The 17437-nt window shown below is 39.1% G+C and carries 22 protein-coding genes; 18 read left to right on the plus strand and 4 right to left on the minus strand.

The annotated features are described in order from the left end of the window. The first annotated feature begins 133 nt into the window (after nt 1-133). From G622_RS0113225 to G622_RS0113245, 4 genes are all read left to right on the plus strand, one after another. Nucleotides 134-940, plus strand: coding sequence for a class I SAM-dependent methyltransferase (locus G622_RS0113225; protein ID WP_026511104.1), 807 nt, complete (start codon nt 134-136; stop codon nt 938-940). A gap of 72 nt (nt 941-1012) precedes the next feature. Beyond that, a complete protein-coding gene (locus tag G622_RS25350) occupies nt 1013-1678 on the plus strand; it encodes a DUF4298 domain-containing protein (protein WP_081675318.1) in 666 nt (221 codons plus the stop codon). Nucleotides 1679-1692: 14 nt separating this feature from the next. After that, a complete protein-coding gene (locus G622_RS0113240; RefSeq protein WP_026511105.1) occupies nt 1693-2103 on the plus strand; it encodes a peptide deformylase in 411 nt (136 codons plus the stop codon). Nucleotides 2104-2150: 47 nt separating this feature from the next. After that, a complete protein-coding gene (locus G622_RS0113245) occupies nt 2151-2399 on the plus strand; it encodes a hypothetical protein (RefSeq protein ID WP_026511106.1) in 249 nt (82 codons plus the stop codon). On the opposite strand, the gene G622_RS0113250 is transcribed toward G622_RS0113245, so the two are convergent. Both G622_RS0113250 and G622_RS22930 read right to left on the minus strand, forming a co-directional pair. Then, nucleotides 2365-3501, minus strand: a complete 1137-nt coding sequence (locus tag G622_RS0113250; protein ID WP_026511107.1) for an ArsR/SmtB family transcription factor — start codon at nt 3499-3501, stop codon at nt 2365-2367. The genes G622_RS0113245 and G622_RS0113250 overlap by 35 nt on opposite strands. After that, the gene (locus tag G622_RS22930; RefSeq protein ID WP_049945851.1) at nt 3498-4775 is read right to left on the minus strand and encodes an MFS transporter; all 1278 of its coding nucleotides are present in this window, start codon (nt 4773-4775) and stop codon (nt 3498-3500) included. The genes G622_RS0113250 and G622_RS22930 overlap by 4 nt, the downstream gene beginning before the upstream one ends. A gap of 873 nt (nt 4776-5648) precedes the next feature. On the opposite strand from G622_RS22930, the gene G622_RS0113260 reads away from it, so the two are divergent. The 4 genes from G622_RS0113260 to G622_RS0113275 all read left to right on the plus strand — a co-directional run bounded on the left by G622_RS0113260 (nt 5649) and on the right by G622_RS0113275 (nt 8560). Further along, entirely contained in the window at nt 5649-7193 is a 1545-nt protein-coding gene (locus G622_RS0113260) for an alanine/glycine:cation symporter family protein (RefSeq protein ID WP_026511108.1), read from the plus strand. Between the two features lie 52 nt (nt 7194-7245). Beyond that, nucleotides 7246-7686, plus strand: a complete 441-nt coding sequence (locus tag G622_RS0113265) for a GNAT family N-acetyltransferase (RefSeq protein ID WP_026511109.1) — start codon at nt 7246-7248, stop codon at nt 7684-7686. A 102-nt stretch (nt 7687-7788) separates the two neighbouring features. Further along, nucleotides 7789-8211: a hypothetical protein gene (locus tag G622_RS0113270; RefSeq protein ID WP_026511110.1), complete on the plus strand. Its 423-nt coding sequence runs from the start codon at nt 7789-7791 to the stop codon at nt 8209-8211. Continuing rightward, nucleotides 8195-8560, plus strand: a complete 366-nt coding sequence (locus G622_RS0113275) for a TIGR04076 family protein (RefSeq protein ID WP_026511111.1) — start codon at nt 8195-8197, stop codon at nt 8558-8560. The genes G622_RS0113270 and G622_RS0113275 overlap by 17 nt, the downstream gene beginning before the upstream one ends. A gap of 172 nt (nt 8561-8732) precedes the next feature. Here the strand turns inward: G622_RS0113275 and G622_RS25805 are convergent, their stop codons facing one another. Further along, the gene (locus G622_RS25805) at nt 8733-8897 is read right to left on the minus strand and encodes a hypothetical protein (protein WP_155831488.1); all 165 of its coding nucleotides are present in this window, start codon (nt 8895-8897) and stop codon (nt 8733-8735) included. Nucleotides 8898-9557: 660 nt separating this feature from the next. Here G622_RS25805 and G622_RS0113285 point away from each other — a divergent pair. From G622_RS0113285 to G622_RS0113320, 8 genes are all read left to right on the plus strand, one after another. Beyond that, nucleotides 9558-10124, plus strand: a complete 567-nt coding sequence (locus G622_RS0113285; RefSeq protein ID WP_026511112.1) for an HD domain-containing protein — start codon at nt 9558-9560, stop codon at nt 10122-10124. Nucleotides 10125-10174: 50 nt separating this feature from the next. Further along, a complete protein-coding gene (locus G622_RS0113290; protein WP_155831489.1) occupies nt 10175-11134 on the plus strand; it encodes a DNA/RNA non-specific endonuclease in 960 nt (319 codons plus the stop codon). Nucleotides 11135-11479: 345 nt separating this feature from the next. Then, on the plus strand, nt 11480-11701 hold the full coding sequence (locus G622_RS0113295; RefSeq protein ID WP_026511114.1) for a hypothetical protein: 222 nt from the start codon (nt 11480-11482) through the stop codon (nt 11699-11701). Nucleotides 11702-12056: 355 nt separating this feature from the next. Continuing rightward, nucleotides 12057-12626, plus strand: coding sequence for a chromate transporter (locus G622_RS0113300; protein WP_026511115.1), 570 nt, complete (start codon nt 12057-12059; stop codon nt 12624-12626). Further along, entirely contained in the window at nt 12623-13186 is a 564-nt protein-coding gene (locus G622_RS0113305; protein WP_026511116.1) for a chromate transporter, read from the plus strand. Before G622_RS0113300 ends, G622_RS0113305 begins: the two co-directional genes overlap by 4 nt. A gap of 140 nt (nt 13187-13326) precedes the next feature. Continuing rightward, nucleotides 13327-13914, plus strand: coding sequence for a sce7726 family protein (locus G622_RS0113310; protein ID WP_026511117.1), 588 nt, complete (start codon nt 13327-13329; stop codon nt 13912-13914). Between the two features lie 257 nt (nt 13915-14171). Further along, complete coding sequence (locus tag G622_RS0113315) at nt 14172-14927, plus strand: ATP-binding protein (RefSeq protein ID WP_026511118.1); 756 nt, start codon at nt 14172-14174, stop codon at nt 14925-14927. 263 nt (nt 14928-15190) lie between these two features. Beyond that, entirely contained in the window at nt 15191-15955 is a 765-nt protein-coding gene (locus G622_RS0113320; RefSeq protein WP_026511119.1) for an HD domain-containing protein, read from the plus strand. A gap of 8 nt (nt 15956-15963) precedes the next feature. Here the strand turns inward: G622_RS0113320 and G622_RS22935 are convergent, their stop codons facing one another. Beyond that, the gene (locus G622_RS22935; RefSeq protein WP_155831490.1) at nt 15964-16434 is read right to left on the minus strand and encodes a hypothetical protein; all 471 of its coding nucleotides are present in this window, start codon (nt 16432-16434) and stop codon (nt 15964-15966) included. Between the two features lie 173 nt (nt 16435-16607). Between G622_RS22935 and G622_RS0113330 the strand changes: the two genes are divergently transcribed. Together G622_RS0113330 and G622_RS0113335 are read left to right on the plus strand one after the other, a co-directional pair. Further along, nucleotides 16608-16979, plus strand: a complete 372-nt coding sequence (locus G622_RS0113330) for a YccF domain-containing protein (protein ID WP_026511120.1) — start codon at nt 16608-16610, stop codon at nt 16977-16979. A gap of 132 nt (nt 16980-17111) precedes the next feature. After that, the gene (locus G622_RS0113335) at nt 17112-17309 is read left to right on the plus strand and encodes a hypothetical protein (protein ID WP_026511121.1); all 198 of its coding nucleotides are present in this window, start codon (nt 17112-17114) and stop codon (nt 17307-17309) included. The last annotated feature ends 128 nt before the right edge of the window (nt 17310-17437 follow it).

Raw genomic sequence — 17437 nt, forward strand, 5'->3', positions numbered from 1 at the left:
GCGTGTTAACAGAGAGGTTGTTTTAGCGGTTACCGGCTCTGAAGGCTGGTGCGTTGTATGTAAGGGGTAGGAAGAAATAATCGGTGATGAAATAATTATGGATATATAAATGATGAGGGGGAAGAACTAATTTATGGAAAAATATATTGAAGGAAATAAGGCGGCATGGGAAGAGGCGTTTGACAAAAGAGATGGATCATGGGGTGCCGATATAACAGAGCGCATACAGAAAGAAGATTATCCCTTTTTTGAAAAAGAAATGGTTGATGTTTTACAAAACATCGATATCAATGGAAAGACAATCGGTCAATTCTGTTGTAATAACGGCAGGGAGCTGCTTTCCTTGGTGAAAAGCGGAAAAGCTGCGCAGGGAATAGGCTTTGATATTGCTGAAAATCAGATTGCCTTTGCAAACGAAAAAGCTAGAGAATTAAACCTGCCGTGTACATTTGAAGCCGTAAATGTCTACGATATTGATGAGCGCTATGAAAAACAGTTTGATATTGTGATCATTACTATAGGTGCGCTGTGCTGGTTTGAAGATTTGAATCGTTTTTTTGAAATCGTGGCTAAATGCATGAAGCCCGGAGGTTTGATCGTAATTAATGAACAGCATCCCTGCACGAATATGCTTGCAACTGAAGGTGATGCTGAGTTTGATCCGAATCACAGGATGGAATGTCATTTTTCATACTTCGAGCATGAATGGACCGGAAACGGCGGTATGTATTATATGACGCTGAAGAACTATCATTCAAAGACTTTTACCGATTTTACTCATTCGATGTCGGATATCATATCAGGTATGTGCAATAACGGAATTGTTGTCACAGGGTTACAGGAGTTTGATTACGATATTAGTAGTGGGTTTACTGCAATAGATCATAGCGGTTTTCCGCTCTCGATGATTGTGCAGGGGAAGAAAAAGAGGACTGAATGATTATTCAGGATATTGATAAAGGAAAATCCTTTGACTGGGAAAAAAATAGCTAAAGATTGGTTTTGAGTATTTATGGATAAGATTACAGAAGCTATACAACGTGTTACCGGGATGGAAGGCATTTATGATCGGGCACTTAAGATAATGGATAATGTAGAGAACAATCAGGAAGAGTTCTTGAAATATCAGGCTGAGCTGATGAAACTTGCAGATTATTATTCCAGCCCAGACTGGAAAGATGACTTTGCTCTGGACGAAGAAGGAAAGCTTCCGCAGGATCTCAAGCGTGGAGTGCTGTCAGAGGATGGCGTTTACAATCTGCTTGAGAGAAACAAGGAGCTGCTAGATCAGAGACGGAAAAGTGGGAGTAATATTGGGATGAAGTATTTAAAATTGCTGAATTTGATACCGCTTATTATGTTCTTCATAATAGATAAGCTGAGAGGAACATTGATCAGCAGGTATTTACTGATAATAATTGTTGCGCTTGGAGTTGTGAATATGTTCCTTGCAAAAGGTATGAAAGATTATCTTATTTCATCGCTGATGCTTGTAGCATCGACTGTCGTAGGAATGATTATTTACACTTATTTTTACTACTATTTTGTCAGCGCTAACCCTGATGCTCCGATTGTTGGTGCGGCTATCATGATGGTTTATGGCTTTATCGCTTTTGCCGTGGCAGCAGTTGGAACTGTTGTGGTGGTCATAAAGGATAGGAAAAACAAGGAGAGATAAAGGAAAGGGTAAGTATGGTAAAGAAGATAGTAAGAGACCAGTTCTTTTTACAACAGAAGTCAGAGCCTGCAACTGAAGAAGATAAGCAGGTTGTCGAAGACCTTATAGATACATTAAGAGCAAATCAGGACAGATGCGTGGGCATGGCTGCGAACATGATTGGAGTAAAGAAGCAGATTATCGTAGTGGCTATGGGACCATTTATTTTCCCTATGATAAATCCGGTAATTACTAAAAAGACTGGAGAGTATCAGACTGAGGAGAGCTGCCTTTCGTTGGATGGCGTAAGGCCCTGCACAAGGTATAAAGAGATTGAGGTTGATTACCTGGATCAGGACTTCAAACCAAAGCATGGAAAATACAATGGTTTTACGGCACAGATAATCCAGCATGAAATCTCACATTTTTCAGGAGAGTTGATCTGATGAAGTCTAAGATGAAGAGATGCAACCGGAACACTATGTAGGGTTTGATGAAGTACTGGATATTGTCTGCTCATTTATTGAAAAAGTTTGTTGCTAACGATAAGGTAAGTGCTTTTTCAAATTACCTGAGGACAAGGGATGCAAAAGACCTTGGTAAAGCCAGGGACTATATTGCGTTTATTGTCGTCTCTGCACTTGGAGCAGTAATCGGAGGAAACAGCTCATTAGCTTTTGGTGAAAGGTCAATATGGACTTTGGCAGTTATTCGTGCAACAATTCCTTTTTTACAAAGTTAATCAAGGCGCGGATCATGTCCGGGTTAGCGCGGTAGTATACCTTAGTGTCTACCTTATCCAGGGTCAGTAGATTCTGATCAAGGAGAGCTGAGGTGTGGTGAGATATAGTAGCAGTGGTAAGCCCCAGCATTGATGCCAGTTGCGCACCGTATGCGGGCTGGTCCACTGTAGCTGACAAAATCTCAAATTTACTCTTATCTGCGAGGAGCTTGAGCATCAGGAGCACCTTGTCTTCATCGAGGGTGGCCTGGTTCTTCAGAAGGTCCTTTATTCTAATGGATGGATCAAAGATAGCCCCAATGTTGACTATCGCTTTAGGGGGCATGGAATCTCCTGTAAAGGATAATCCCATTGAAGCACTCTTTATATAAGAAATATAGACATCACATTCCTCAAAATTATTCTCAGCTTCAAGATCACCATAGAATTCCTTCATTATATATGCTGCCAGAGATGTCTTGTTAAGGAGACTCTCGAAGTGTTCAGCTACTCGTTTTCCCTTAGAAATAAGTTTTTTTTCAAACTTCTTAATAACCTTGGCTGAACGCTCCATTAGGAAGGCAAACTTCTCACAGTATTCCTTATGATGAATATAAAGCTTTTGCAGGTGCAATTTTTCAGCATCGGAAAAATCCATCTGCTGTATCAGATCAAATATCTCCAGGGCGGATATTTCGCCCTCAGCCCCCTCATCAACAGTACGGGAGCCAAAGGCCTTAACTTCATCATAAAAATCTCTGGCGTATTCAGCATCGGAAAGACCTTTAAGCTCATCATAATATTTTGAGACAGAGATCTCCCAGTGTGCGCTTTTTCCTGCCAGCATCATAATATTGGCAAAGGAGACTACGTTGTCACTAAGCTTATTCATGCCGCAGAAAAAGCGAATATCCTCAGAATCCTTGGAAAACTCAGCCCTGGCAGCGTCTTCAATCTCCTGGAGTAGCTCCACATATTTTTTTGCTTCCTCGTCCGGCGTGATGCCATATCTTGCAGCGATACTATTCATATATTCTGTTTCAAAGCCTGCCGGCTGAGCAATCATATTAAGTAATGTAATACTTTCAGGTACGTACTGTACTTCTAAATGAAACTGATTCATGCTGCCTCCCTAGTTTCTGCATTATCTGTAGTTTCCTGTTCATCAAGATTACCTTTTGCAATAAGAACGATGCAGAACACGATTGCCACAACCCCGGCGCCAAGAAATATCTGTGCCACATTTGTGAATTTAAGTAAACCACTGATGAGGCCTGCAGTTATGGGCATGATGGCTGACCCAAGGGCATTTCCGATGCTTGATGTTCTTGCAAGATATTCTTTATCAATTATACGATAAGACTGAACACCAAGGAACATGTTAGCGATTGTTATAAAAAGGCCAAGAATCGCGGTAAGTACAACAAGGAAACCAAGAGCGACATAATAATTGGTGTAAAGCGGTGATGCAGCAACGAGGATGAAATATACAGCGGTGATAACAACTGAAACCATTACAAGTACCATTTTTGAATCTAAACGCTTGTAAATCATAGGGAAAACCAATGAACCAACAAGCATGCTGGCAACGAAGGTAGCACCAAAGGCTGATAGAAAGAATGCATCGCCATGAAGCAGTTCGCTGACCATAGGAGTCTGAAGGCTGTTCAGTGGAACCAGAATTCCATTTAAGAAAAGAATTATCATGGTGATGGCAACAAGCTTTTTCTTGGTGGCGCAGTATAAAAAGCCGTCCTTAAGATCCCTCATATATACGGAAACATTGAAACGTTCTGCGTTTTTATTACTGTCATCCTTAAGCTTCATGGAGAAGATGATAAGAGCTGAAAGTATGAAGGTTATCATGTCAACGTAGATAGCTCCTGAGCTGCCGATAAGAGCGATTATAACAGCGGCAACGGCTGTACCTACAAGTTCAACGGTACCGGAAGCAGCTTTGTTGATAGACATGGCCTCGCCATAGAGATGCTCGGGAACAATCTGTGGGAATATAGCTGTTCCTGCAGGAACTCTGAAGGCCTCTGCGCTGGAGATCACAAGGCTCAGTACTGCGATCATCGGTGCATTCAGAAATCCCATGAGAAGTCCTGTTGCAATGAGCCCTACACATATAGCTCTGATAAGATCCGTTATCACCATGATCAGCTTCTTGTTCTGACGTTCAACCCAGGGACCTGCCAGGGGAGTCAGGATAATTGTAGGGATACGGTTCAGGGCATAAATAAGAGCTGACCAGCTGGCCTGACCTGTGATTTCATATACGATCCATGAAGACGCGATGGCATCCACTGAATCACCGAAGCGGTTGATGAGCTCTGCTGATAAGCTCTTACGATAGTTTCTGTTCTGGAATAATTCACGAATCTCTGCTTTCATATGGGTTCTCCTGCATTAGATATTTGTCTAACAGTTATTTGATGAATATAAAATATCATAATATTCGATGTGTGTCAAACATAAATGTTAGATATATATCTATTGATACATAAAATGCTATGCACTATTATAGAAAAGACAGAGCTAGATGGCTCTGTCTTCTGATAAATTAAAACTATGTCATTGTTGGCGGCAAACTCCGCCTTATATTTTTATTCGTCTGCAATTGTAGGATTAGCAAACAGTGCTACATGCGAACATGTGCGATTAAATTCGGATTTGATGCGACGAATGCGCCAAGGTTCCTATAGTCATTTCTCATTTTAAAAGCAGTTATGAGATCTACAATATACCAGGTATTAAAAATTAGATAGAATAGCATTCTTCCTGCAGTTATCCTGTTATTCATTTTCAGCTTTATTGCACATATTTCTGCAGGAATTACTGTAGTTGAAAATATTAAAGCATCAACCGCAATGAGTATAGGTAAAAAAAGATCCCCACGCCTGCCAAAGCCATTAAAACAGAAAAAATACCAGTGGCCAGCACAAAATATATAATGTCAATAGATTTTTCATCTCCCGATGGATGTATATTACCCCATGAAATTTTAGGAGTTATTTCTTACGCCTGTCATTTAAGAGGACTATAATGCAGACTGTGTCTGGGATATAATCTATAGAGAATATAAAACGGACGGAAAGTTAAAGAGGAATTAGAATTATTCAGGATATAAGAATGATTTCTTCAGTACCAAAGGAAGCAAGAGAGGTGCAGGTGGTGGTACAATAAATGTATCTAAAAAGAAAAGATCTGAAGGATATCTGGAGATGGATGGTAAAGTATTGTTTATGTTTCTAAGGAGGAGTGGGTTTGGAAAAGTTACTTTATTTTATTACTACAGTATGCGCGAAAATACAGGTCGTATCTGACCTTTTCTGGGATTTTCCTACGAATTTTGGGTGGTATTCAAGTATTCCGATATTAGGGAATTTCTCGCTTGCAATCATTCTTCTTATTGGCTCAGGAATCTATTTTTCTATCAGACTAAGGTTCATTCAGGTACGAAAGTTTAAGCATGGCATAGATGTTCTGAAAAACAGTAAAGCGAAGACAGGTATATCACCATTAGCATCCTTTTTCTTATCGACTGCAATGAGAGTGGGGCCGGGAAATATCCTTGGTGTCACCGGAGCTGTTTCTGTGGGCGGTCCGGGAGCTCTTCTTTGGATGTGGATTTCTGCATTCTTTGGAATGGCTACAGCCTTTGTGGAGTCTACACTCTCACAGATTTTCAAGGAAGAGAAAAACGGAGAGTATATCGGTGGTATGTCTTTCTATGGACGAAGATTACTGAAAAACTCCGCTGTAGTCGGAGTTGTGCTTTCACTTATGTATATCATTTATGCTATTCTCTGTTTCCCGGCACAGGGTTTTAACACTGTATCGGCTATGGGACAGATATGCAGTATCATCAGTGGAACAGAGCTTCCTACAACACACATGGTATATTGGATAGGATTTGCAATAATCATTATTGCTACAGTATCCGTATCTTTTGGTGGAACAAAGAAAATTTCAAAAGTTACTGATGTGCTTGTTCCCATCATGGCAGTTGTATATGTGGCTACTGTACTGATTCTGATAGTTATTAACTTTAGACGTATTCCGTGGTTTTTCTATGCTGTGATTACAGAAGCGTTCAAACCGGAAGCAGTTTTTGGCGGAGCATTTGGAGTGGCGCTTATGCAGGGAGTAAAAAGAGGTCTTATGTCCAATGAAGCAGGACAGGGTACCATTACAATGCCGGCAGCTGCTTCAGATGCTGCACACCCATGTGATCAGGGATGTGTGCAGGCAATTGGCGTATTCCTTGATACTATCGTAATCTGTACGCTCACCGGTTTCGTTGTAATCATGGGCAGGGTATGGCTTACTGATGCGGCAGATGCATGGTTTGAACTTGGAAAACTCCCCAAGTATCTGGCATCTGTAGCAGAGCTGACACCGGGGACTTCTTTTAACAGCATAGTGACACTTCTTGTATCCCTTTGTTTTGGGCTTTTCGCATTTACCTGCCTTCTCGGATTTATGTCATTTTCAGAGATCTGTGCAAACAGAATCAGTAAAAAGGCAGCATTTATCAATTTAATAAGGCTAATTGACATAGCAGTTATATGCTTTGGAATGCTTACATCCATTGTGGGCCTGGATCTTGGCGCACTGTGGGATTTGTCTGATTTTGCCAACATTCTGATTGCTTACTGTAATATACCGCTTTTGTACATTGGATTTAAATATGTGAAAATGGCTCAGGAGCATTTTGAAAAGAACGATGGAACGCCGTTTACGTCAAAAGTAATCGGAACTGATGTGGAGATTTGGGACAAAAAAGCGAAGTTGCTGTCTATCTTATGAATAGTGAAGTAGTAAATATTCCAAGTATAAGTGAAGTGAGGCAGGGTTAAATATGATTCGCAAAGCAGAAAAGAAAGATCTGTCTAGGATTGCAGAAATTCTGGTGTTTGTAAAAAGAATAAAATATCGACCTATTTTCAAAAATGATGATTATTCTTTTAAAGACTTACAAGTTATCAAGGTAGCAAAAGAGTATGGCAATCCTAAAAGATTAGATAATACTTGGGTTTATGATGATGGAATAGTTAAAGGGATGATTCATATTGAAGGAACTGAGGTTGCTGAATTGTACGTAGATTATTTCTTTTGGAATCAAAGCATTGGAGCAGATCTCATAGAATTTGCAAAAGAGAAGTTCAGTGTAAATACTCTTTGGGCGTTGGAAAAGAACTTAGAAGCGATTAAGTTCTATGAAAAGCATGGATTTCATGATAGCGGAGATAGAAAGCTTGAGGAAGGAACAACTGAGTATCTGATAAGAATGGAGCGATAAATTACTGTTAAATGGTTTTTTTTCTGATATATAGAACTATGTTTTTGTAGGTTGGAGAAGGGGATTTTTAGTTGATAAGGAATAATACGAGGATAAGCCTAAATGAAAGAGTATTTATATCATGGATCCCCAAATAAACTTGATAAGCTGATACCTAATCAGGCACATGATGTGGGATTTGAGGAAGGATGCCAGTTAGCTGTATATGCTACTTCAAATAAGAATATGGCTATTTGTTTTGCGCTCGGATGTATTTCAGACGGAGAGGATGCAGAACGTATCATGATGCCAGAATATGGGGATAAAATGATTTTCAAGCACTGCCATCCAAATTATGGAGGAAAAGGATATTTATACTTTCTTGATAAGAGAAAGTTTAAACCAGCGATGGGATCACAGTGGGTATGCTATGAAGAAATAGTACCAGATGATGTTATCGAAATAAGTGTGGATGATTACCTGGATTTGTGTGTTGTAGAGAATAATATGATTCTTGTGAGGGATGAACATGAAAAAATGGTATGACGAAGAATATGAATTTACGGTAGAGGTAACAGGTTTTCTGCATGGAGATCATACGGAGCGATACTGTCGTAATGGCGAGGAAATCGGAGATAAATACACATGCACCTATGGATGTCCTGTTAACAAGGATGGATATGGAATCTGTTCAAAGACCATGATGATGTTATACCCTCTTATGGAAGCGATAAGAAGCGGCGGAGATTTGGAGAATCTTGGTGGTGACAGCAAATATACGAAAACCATAGTATGCCCCGATGGCTGCGTAATGTTCAAACTAACTGCCAGACCATTAGGAAATGAGAATTTTCATAAGGGTGGATTCTGGGATTATCCGGATCAAACAGTTTAAAGGGATTGCAAAACTAATAGCACTTCCTGATTTTTCAAAAATTGTCAAAATTATAGCATAGCGGAGATGATGGGCTGACAGTTAAGGAGTCGGATATAGTGGAAGCAATGATTGCGTACATTAAAAGAAGATTCCTTCCGGAATCTTCTGGAAATAGTCATTTCTATATATTTCACCAAACGTAGGCTACTGCGTTAGCTATGTCTTCTGTGATGGTGTTATCTTTAACTAGCTTCTTAAGCCATTTATTAAGCTTGCCTACCTTGTGGTTAGTCTGGATAAAGTGAATCTTCTTGCCATTTACATCATTTGAAAGAAACAGTTCGTATGTGTACATAAGAGAAAACCTCCAAAAAAATCATCTTATTTGTTCCATTCGTTTTGGCCATTTGAATGTTCTTTTTGCGCGTCTGAGAAATATATCGATGGGTGGGTGAAAAATCTTTAGGGGTTTTCTAAATGTTTTTTTTATATCTTTTTAATGGCCAATTTGTGAAATAAAATTTCAAATAATTGAGTGTTTTACAATATTGTTTGATATATCTGCCAGAGACCAGTCAGATACTTGGGGAAAATTTGTGCCGAAAGATGTGGATTTATGATCCCATTTGCAGGACACACAAAATCCACACCGATAGAACATAACTTTGTGGATAATCACTTCTATTTTTTCTTCGAATGTGGATAAAATTCCAGCGGCTTTAGGAAAATAAGAGTTGGTAGCAAAGTTAATTGAATCCCGAGCCAATGCAATAGATTTAGCAGATAGGCTAAAGCTGAGAAGCTAAAAAAGGAGTGCTTTCTGGTGTAAAATGGTATAGATGAGCTTTTGGCAAGTATAAACGAAAGAAATGAACCCGTTATTCAGGGGAATAGTCTGTGCTGCAAAAAGATGAAAAAGGAACATCCTTTTTCAACATGTTCTAATAGATATGCGATTATTAGAGGCGGGACTGAATCCCGAGAGTATAATAGCAGTAGTCTGAGGAGGAAAAGTATGAATGCTAGAGAGTATCTTGATATTTTGCATGTGGCTGAGAGATTAAAGGATACACCACGCCACTGCACGACGACAAATCGCAGAACTGAGAGTGTGGCAGAACATAGCTGGCGAATTTCTCTTATGGCTCTTTTATTGAGGCATGAATTTAAGGACATCGATATAGATAAAGTCATAGACATGTGTATCATCCATGATCTTGGGGAGTGCTTTACCGGTGACATTCCTACATTTATAAAAACCGATGATGACAGAGAAGTCGAAGATTCCCTTTTGAATAGATGGGTCCAATCTCTTCCAGAGGAAATATCAAATGACTTTTCTGAGTTATATAAGGAAATGGATGCTCAGGAAACAAAAGAAGCCAAGCTCTATAAAGCCTTGGACAAGCTTGAAGCACTGATCCAACATAACGAATCTCCGATTGATACGTGGTCAGAAAATGAGTATGAACTAAACAAAACATATGCGTTTGATACTGTGAATTTCTCAGAATGGCTCACTGAGCTAAGGAAAGTTATTCTCGAGGATACATTAAAAAAGATTGATGAAAGTGTACAGTAAAGTATGATAGATGAGCTTAGATCGTTCTCAATGAAAGAGGACAGATGGTTATGAAAAAAATGCGTAAGACTAACTTCATTTTGATGTTTTTTCTTACAGTTTTCATAGTTGCTGCGAATATTATTGGAAGCAGAGCTTATGTAAAGAAGGCAACTACTGATGCTGATATTCCTGCTTATAATGGCAGTCCATCGGTTATACTAAACGAAAATGAACCGGAGTTTAAAACTGATGAGATAACAGCGGTATCATTTGAGAGATATGGTGAACTTGATGATCTTGGCAGATGTACTACCGCCATGGCATCAATCGGCAGGGAACTTATGCCTACAAAGGACAGAGAGTCTATCACCATGGTTAAGCCAACCGGTTGGGAGCAGAAGAAATATCCTGGACTTGTAGATTCAGATCCTCCGTATCTCTATAATAGATGCCATATGATCGGGTTCCAACTGACTGGAGAGAATGCGAATGAGCAGAATCTTATAACGGGAACCAGATACATGAATGTGGAGGGCATGCTTCCTTATGAAAATGAAGTAGCGGAATATGTGCATAGTACCGGGAATCATGTAATGTACAGGGTTACGCCGGTGTTTGAAGAGAATAATCTTCTGTGCGATGGTGTGAAGATCGAGGCATTATCTGTTGAAGATGGCGGTAAGGGTGTCAGTTTCAATGTGTTCTGCTATAACGTGCAGCCTGGTGTGATTATAGATTATTCTGATGGATCTAATAAGCTGGATAAGGATTACAAGACAACTCAAAGTGAGAATGCTGATCATAGTAAGGCAGCAGATCAGAACAACAATAAAGGGCAGGCTGATGAAAAGGTTGCTTCTGATAAAACATATTCCTATATTGGGAACAGGAATTCACATGTGTTCCATTATCCGGATTGTAACAGTGTGAAGGATATGAAGGAAAAGAATAAGGTTTATTTTGAGGATGTCACTAGATATGAGGTTATAGAAAATGGGTTTAGGCCTTGTCAAAACTGTAAGCCATAAGGAAATATGAAAAAGTAATTGAATATCAGATATGTTTGGAATAAACAAATCAGTGCAAAGCAGGCCGTTATGAGTGTATCATGCGGTCTGTTTTTTCTTGCGTGGTATATACACTATCAGAAACTTTTTTCGTTATCTATTATAGAGGATTAAAAATAGTTATTTTGCGTTCTTGGATATACACAATAACGTAAAAAATAAATATCATATTTTTACAAGGATCAGTAACAAACCACATAAATGGATAGTGGTGGACAATGAGTGATAAAACTGGGATAGAAGAGTTGCTAATATTACAACTGAAGCACGGTAATAAAGAAAAACAGATTTTGAGAGAGGTATGTAATGATGAAGGGTATGGTATTTGTAAAAAGACTAACAATGGTATTTACACTTGTAGCAGTCATTGCAGTAGCTTCATTAAATGGAATGCTGAAAGTAGAAGCAGCAAAGACTCAGATGATGGAGATAAACTGCCCTCATTGTCATGAAAATACAACAGTAGATGTTATGCAGGATGATGTAGAATGCACAAACTGCTTTGTAAATATTCACATAGATGGCTGAGCAGCATTGTTACAAGAACGGGCTATCAAAATGAGTTTAATATGTTAGAAAAATTGCCATTTGACAGAGCAAATTACTGTTAAATGGCTCTTTTTCTGTTATAGTAAAATATATTTTTGTTGGAGAGTGTAGGTGAAGGTTGTTTCATCTGCATATTTAAAGCAGAGAAAGGCGCTCCGCCAGGAATTTTTATTATGTTGGATATAAGAAGCAGCTTTTAAAGAGGTTGCTAAGTGATGATTAGTACAGTACATTGTTTCTTAAATAACCGGATCGAATTAGACCAGTTATTTTGCTAACGATGTACTAATAGTATTGTTCACTGATAAAACTAATAGTTAGACGGTAGGATACAATGGTAGAGTTATTTCTGACTTTTGCAAAGATCGGGCTTTTCACCTTTGGAGGTGGATATGCCATGATCTCTATTATTATAAATATATGCGTAGCGAAGAAAAAATGGATAACACATGATGAGATGATGAATGTAGCAGTGATTGCAGAATCAACACCGGGACCGATTGCTATTAACTGTGCGACTTATGTGGGTTATAAGAAAAAAGGTATTAGGGGAGCAATTGCAGCTACTTTGGGCGTTGTGTTTCCGTCTTTTATCATAATCTATCTGATTTCTATATTTCTTAACAATTTTCTGGAGATTACATGGGTAGTAAATGCCTTTAAGGGAATCCGGGTTGCAGTGGGACTGTTGATTCTTGATGCAGGCCTTAATATGATAAAGAAGATGAAAAAGAAAGTGTTTCAGATGGCTGTCGTGTGCTGTTCTTTTACTGCCATGATGCTGATCAACATTTTCGCGTGGAATTTTTCTTCAATCCTGCTTATGCTTATTGCTGCAATAATAAGCCTCCTGGTTTTGGGGGTTCAAGAAGCACGATCCGGAAACGGGGGTGATCTTAAATGATATACCTTGAGCTTTTTGTTGGATTTCTGACTGTGGGATTATTTTCTTTTGGTGGAGCATATGCTGCGATACCACTTATCCGTGATGTGGTTACTTCTTATGGTTGGATCGGTGAAGATACACTGACTGATATGATAGCTATAGGTGAGAGTACTCCTGGACCAATAATGGTTAATCTTGCCACATATGTCGGAAGCAGTAAGGCAGGACTACTCGGAGGGATAATAGCCACGTTTGCCGTGATACTGCCAGCATTTATTATCATACTTCTTATAATGGTCATGTTGAAAAACTTACAGGGAAACAAGTATGTGCAGGCTATTCTCCGTGGATTGCAACCATGCATTATTGGAATAATTCTCGCTACCGGGTTTATGATGATGATAAAAAACACAGTCTTTCCATTGCTCCATAATACAAAAGATTATCGTCCTGCGTTTATGGGCTGTGTTTTGGCTATTGCTTACTTTGCTCCAAGGAAAGTATTTGGCAAAAAGTTGTCTCCGATATTGCTCATAATGATTTCTGCGGTATTGGGAGTTATCACATATGGTGTTTAGGTGCAACCTATGGGTGCTATCAAACATACAGCGAATACTCACAAAAAATCTATTAAGGGAAAAACGAGAAGACTATTTTTCATATAATTATTGGTATAGATGGAAGAAAAGGAATTTAAAGATTATAGATGAGTAAGGATATTTTTTATGACAAGGATATTCGAGAGCCACTGTTTGATTTTCTTGAGGATACATTTGGGAAAGTGAGAATCCTTGAGGAGAAAAGGACTGGCAGCGCCAGGGCAGATGTTGTCATGATTACACCGGATTTTCTGTATGGCATAGAAATCAAAAGCGATGCAGATACTTATGTCAGGCTTGAAAAACAGGTAAAGAACTACAACTGGTATTATGACCGCAACATCATTGTGGTAGGTTCATCACATGCTGCTCATGTGAAAGAGCATGTTCCTGAATGGTGGGGCATAATTACTGTTGAAGCTGATGAAAACGGTGCACCGGATTTTTATATAATGCGACATGCCGATGCCAATTCGAGAGTAAAAGAAAAAAGAAAGATCACCATACTTTGGCGTACTGAACTTAATCATCTTCTGGAAAAAAATAATCTTCCCAAGTACAAGGAAAAGAGCAAGCTTTTTGTGCAGGAGAAGCTTCTCGAAAAGGTTCCTGAGGATATACTGTGGAAGCAGGCGTATGAGGAATTGTTTGAGAGGGATTATAACACAATAGCGGAAGAAATTGAGACATATAGAAAGAGTCGGTGAAACAGCTAACTGTTATGAAGCAGGAGAGGTATCAGCAGCTGTTCGTTCAAAATCAGGGAAAATATATGTTGGAGTATGTATTGATACATGTTCGACGCTTGGGGAATTATATATCTGGGTACCACTGAAGAAAGAATAGATATTAAGGCGAGTATAAAGTCTATTATGTAGATTATCAAAATGTGGTTATAACAACATACTTATGTAAAAATCCATATTAAACTGACATCATAAAACAAGTAGGAGGTCAGTTTAATATGGTACGTAAGATAATCAGGATAGATGAGGATAAGTGCAACGGATGCGGATTGTGTGCAAATGCATGTCATGAAGGCGCCATAGAGATGGTAAACGGAAAGGCAAAGCTTGTCAGAGAGAACTTCTGCGACGGCTTTGGTGACTGTCTCCCCGGATGCCCTACAGGAGCGATAACATTTGAGGAAAGGGAAGCACCTGAATATGATGAAGCTGCTGTTAAGGCTGCAAAAGAATCAAATCAGGAAAAAGCCAATCATCATGACAGCTGTGATAATGGAATGCAACATCAGCCTGGTCATGGTTGTCCCGGATCACAGTTTAAATTGTTTGTGCAGAAACCAGCTGCAGATATGTCAGGAACCCCGGCAGCTACAATGACTAATCATCCATCAAGGCTTATGCAGTGGCCATGTCAGATAAAGCTTTTGCCAACAAAAGGTGAGTTTTATAACGGAGCGAAGCTTCTGATAGCAGCTGACTGCACGGCCTATGCTTATGCGAATATGCATGAGGATTTCATGAAGGGAAGAGTTACAATGATTGGATGTCCCAAGCTTGATGAGGGTGACTATACTGAGAAACTTACAGAAATTATCAGTAATAATGATATAAGGGATGTTACAATTGTAAGGATGGAAGTGCCATGCTGTGGTGGTCTTCAGAGAGCTGCTGAAAATGCACTAAAAAGCAGTGGTAAGTTCATTCCATGGCGGGTAGTTACGATTTCCAGAAATGGTAATGTTATAGAAGATTGAAAAGGTTACTGTTCAGTCAGCTCTGCGCACTTGCTGCGCTGAGCGTGAGAATGTTCTATGTCTTGAATATAGGATTTGCCCCTTTGCCGAAGGCAACTGGAATGGGCAAATCCAGTTGCTGTGAGCACCGTAAGGTGTGAACAGTAACTTGAAATGCGAAAACCTTATCCCAATATCATCAGTAGAATTCAAAGTTGCATTCCTGGCTGGTATAATATTTTTATGCATTGACAAATGATAATGACGAAGAAAGAAAAAGATTTATGCTGATAGACAGAAGAAAAGTCAGGGAGCAGTTTGCTTCCTATACAAGGAATTATGATCCCGAGGATCCTAAGATTGCTTTAAAGATAGTTCATACATATCGTGTTGCAGAAAACTGTGAAGAGATTGCCAGATCATTAGGGTTATCTGATGAAGATGTAGAGTTTGCCTGGCTTTCAGGAATGCTTCATGATATAGGAAGATTTGAACAAGTAAAAAGGTATAACACTTTCATAGATTCAGAATCAGTAGACCATGCAGAGTTTGGAGCAGATCTTCTATTTGGAACAGACCATCTCATCAAGAATTTTTGTGATGACAGGTCTTTCGATGAAATGATGGAAACAGTCATCAGAGAGCATAATAAATATAGGATAAATGAGTCAGTTACCGGGAAGACTCTTACTTTCTGCAACATCCTCCGGGATGCGGATAAGGTTGATATCTTAAGAGTAAATGTAGAGACACCCATGGAAGAGATATACAATGTTTCTAAAGAGGAGATGTTATCATCAGGTGTTTCTGAAAAAGTCATGGATCAGGTAAGAGAGCATCAGGCAGTAAAACGTGATGTAATGGATTCACCTGCAGAGCATCTTATTGGACATATAGCTCTTGCTTTTGAACTGGTATATCCGAAGAGCTGGGAGTTAGCAGAGGAGCAGGGTTACCTTTATAAGATGTTCGAATTCCCATCGAGGAATGAGAGTACTATAAAAGCGTTGAAGGATACCAAAGCAGAACTGGAACTGCACCATATATAAGATAGCTGTTACGTTTCAGTGCAATCCCCGTAAGGACAGACGGCCAGACATAATGCGCATGCCCCGACACACTTATTGCAATCGTTCGGACACATACATTTTTCATATGCTTTTCCATAGTCAAAATCATGATCTATAAGAATTGCAGATAATCTTACTCTTGGTCCGTATTTTTCTGTTATTATGACATCATTTTTTCCAAACCATCCAATGCCTGCAGCTGCTGCAGCATCTTTAAATGAAAACTCAGCTCTGAAACGTCCGTTGTTTTTCTGGGCGACTTGCGGAACATAGTAACTAATGCCGTCTTTTTTCAAGACATTCTCTATTTCTTCCACTTTTACTTCCAGTCTGTCCTTTGCTCCGAGGATACCCTCATCAAAAAAATCGGCTTTATTACTTGCCTGAATTGTTCTTCTGGGATTAGCGTTTATACCTGATATGACCACGGAAATCGAAACAAAGAATGGTAAACTCAAACGCCTTACCTGGGAGGGGGTGAAGATGTGGCTAGTAGTTGGTTTATTAAAAAAAATAATATTTACAGTTGAGAAATGATTTTCGTATTTAGAAAAATGTGTTACGGTACAAAGAGGAATTTACTTAGTAAAATTCTATTAAAGTAAAAATGAAAAGAATGTGAGGGTGGATTATGAGATTTTTAGGAAACATTATTTGGATTTTATGCGGAGGACTGCTTAGTGCCCTGGGATGGTGGATTGTAGGAGTTCTCTGGTGCTGCACAGTTGTTGGAATCCCTGTGGGACTTCAGTGCTTTAAGCTATCTTCAGTATCACTTAATCCTTTTGGAAAAGAGATTGTGGATGAAGGCGGAGCGATATCGTTGCTTCTTAACATACTTTGGATATGCTTTTCGGGAATTGAGCTTGCGATTGGAAACGCAGTTATTGGATGTATTTTCTGTATCACCATTATAGGAATACCTTTTGGAAAGCAGTTCTTTAAGATTGCCAGAGTAGCTCTTTTCCCATTTGGAGCAAAAGTTGTGAGAGTACATTACTAATAACAGAGAGAAGATGCAATTATGTTAGATGAAGGATGCGCTTCCGGGATGAATGAAATGATAAAGTGGTCAGTGGACTTTACATAAAGAATTGAGACAAGGACAGGCAGATATATTAAGGAGATTGATATTATGGCAACTGCACCGGAGATAGCATTATCAACAAGTGAAGAACGCAGGCAATATATTAAGGAACGATTTCCATGCATAGCTGACTGCGATATGTGCGGGTTGTGCAAGGTGTTTCATGGAAAAGATCCGGAAACGGCTTATAAAGAATACATCGATGGGGAGAAGGATTTTTTAGAAGTTTCACAATCATATAGATAGAGAATAAAATTCATGAGAGTACTTTGAGTGAAAAAGTAATTGCAAGTCAGTAAAAGTAGTTACGACTATAAACCTTATTTTTCGCCTTTTTAGGTTTTTTTAGATGGGGTATAATAAGTAAAAACTGT

The organism is Butyrivibrio sp. LC3010 (genome assembly GCF_000424385.1).
GTDB lineage: Bacteria > Bacillota > Clostridia > Lachnospirales > Lachnospiraceae > Butyrivibrio.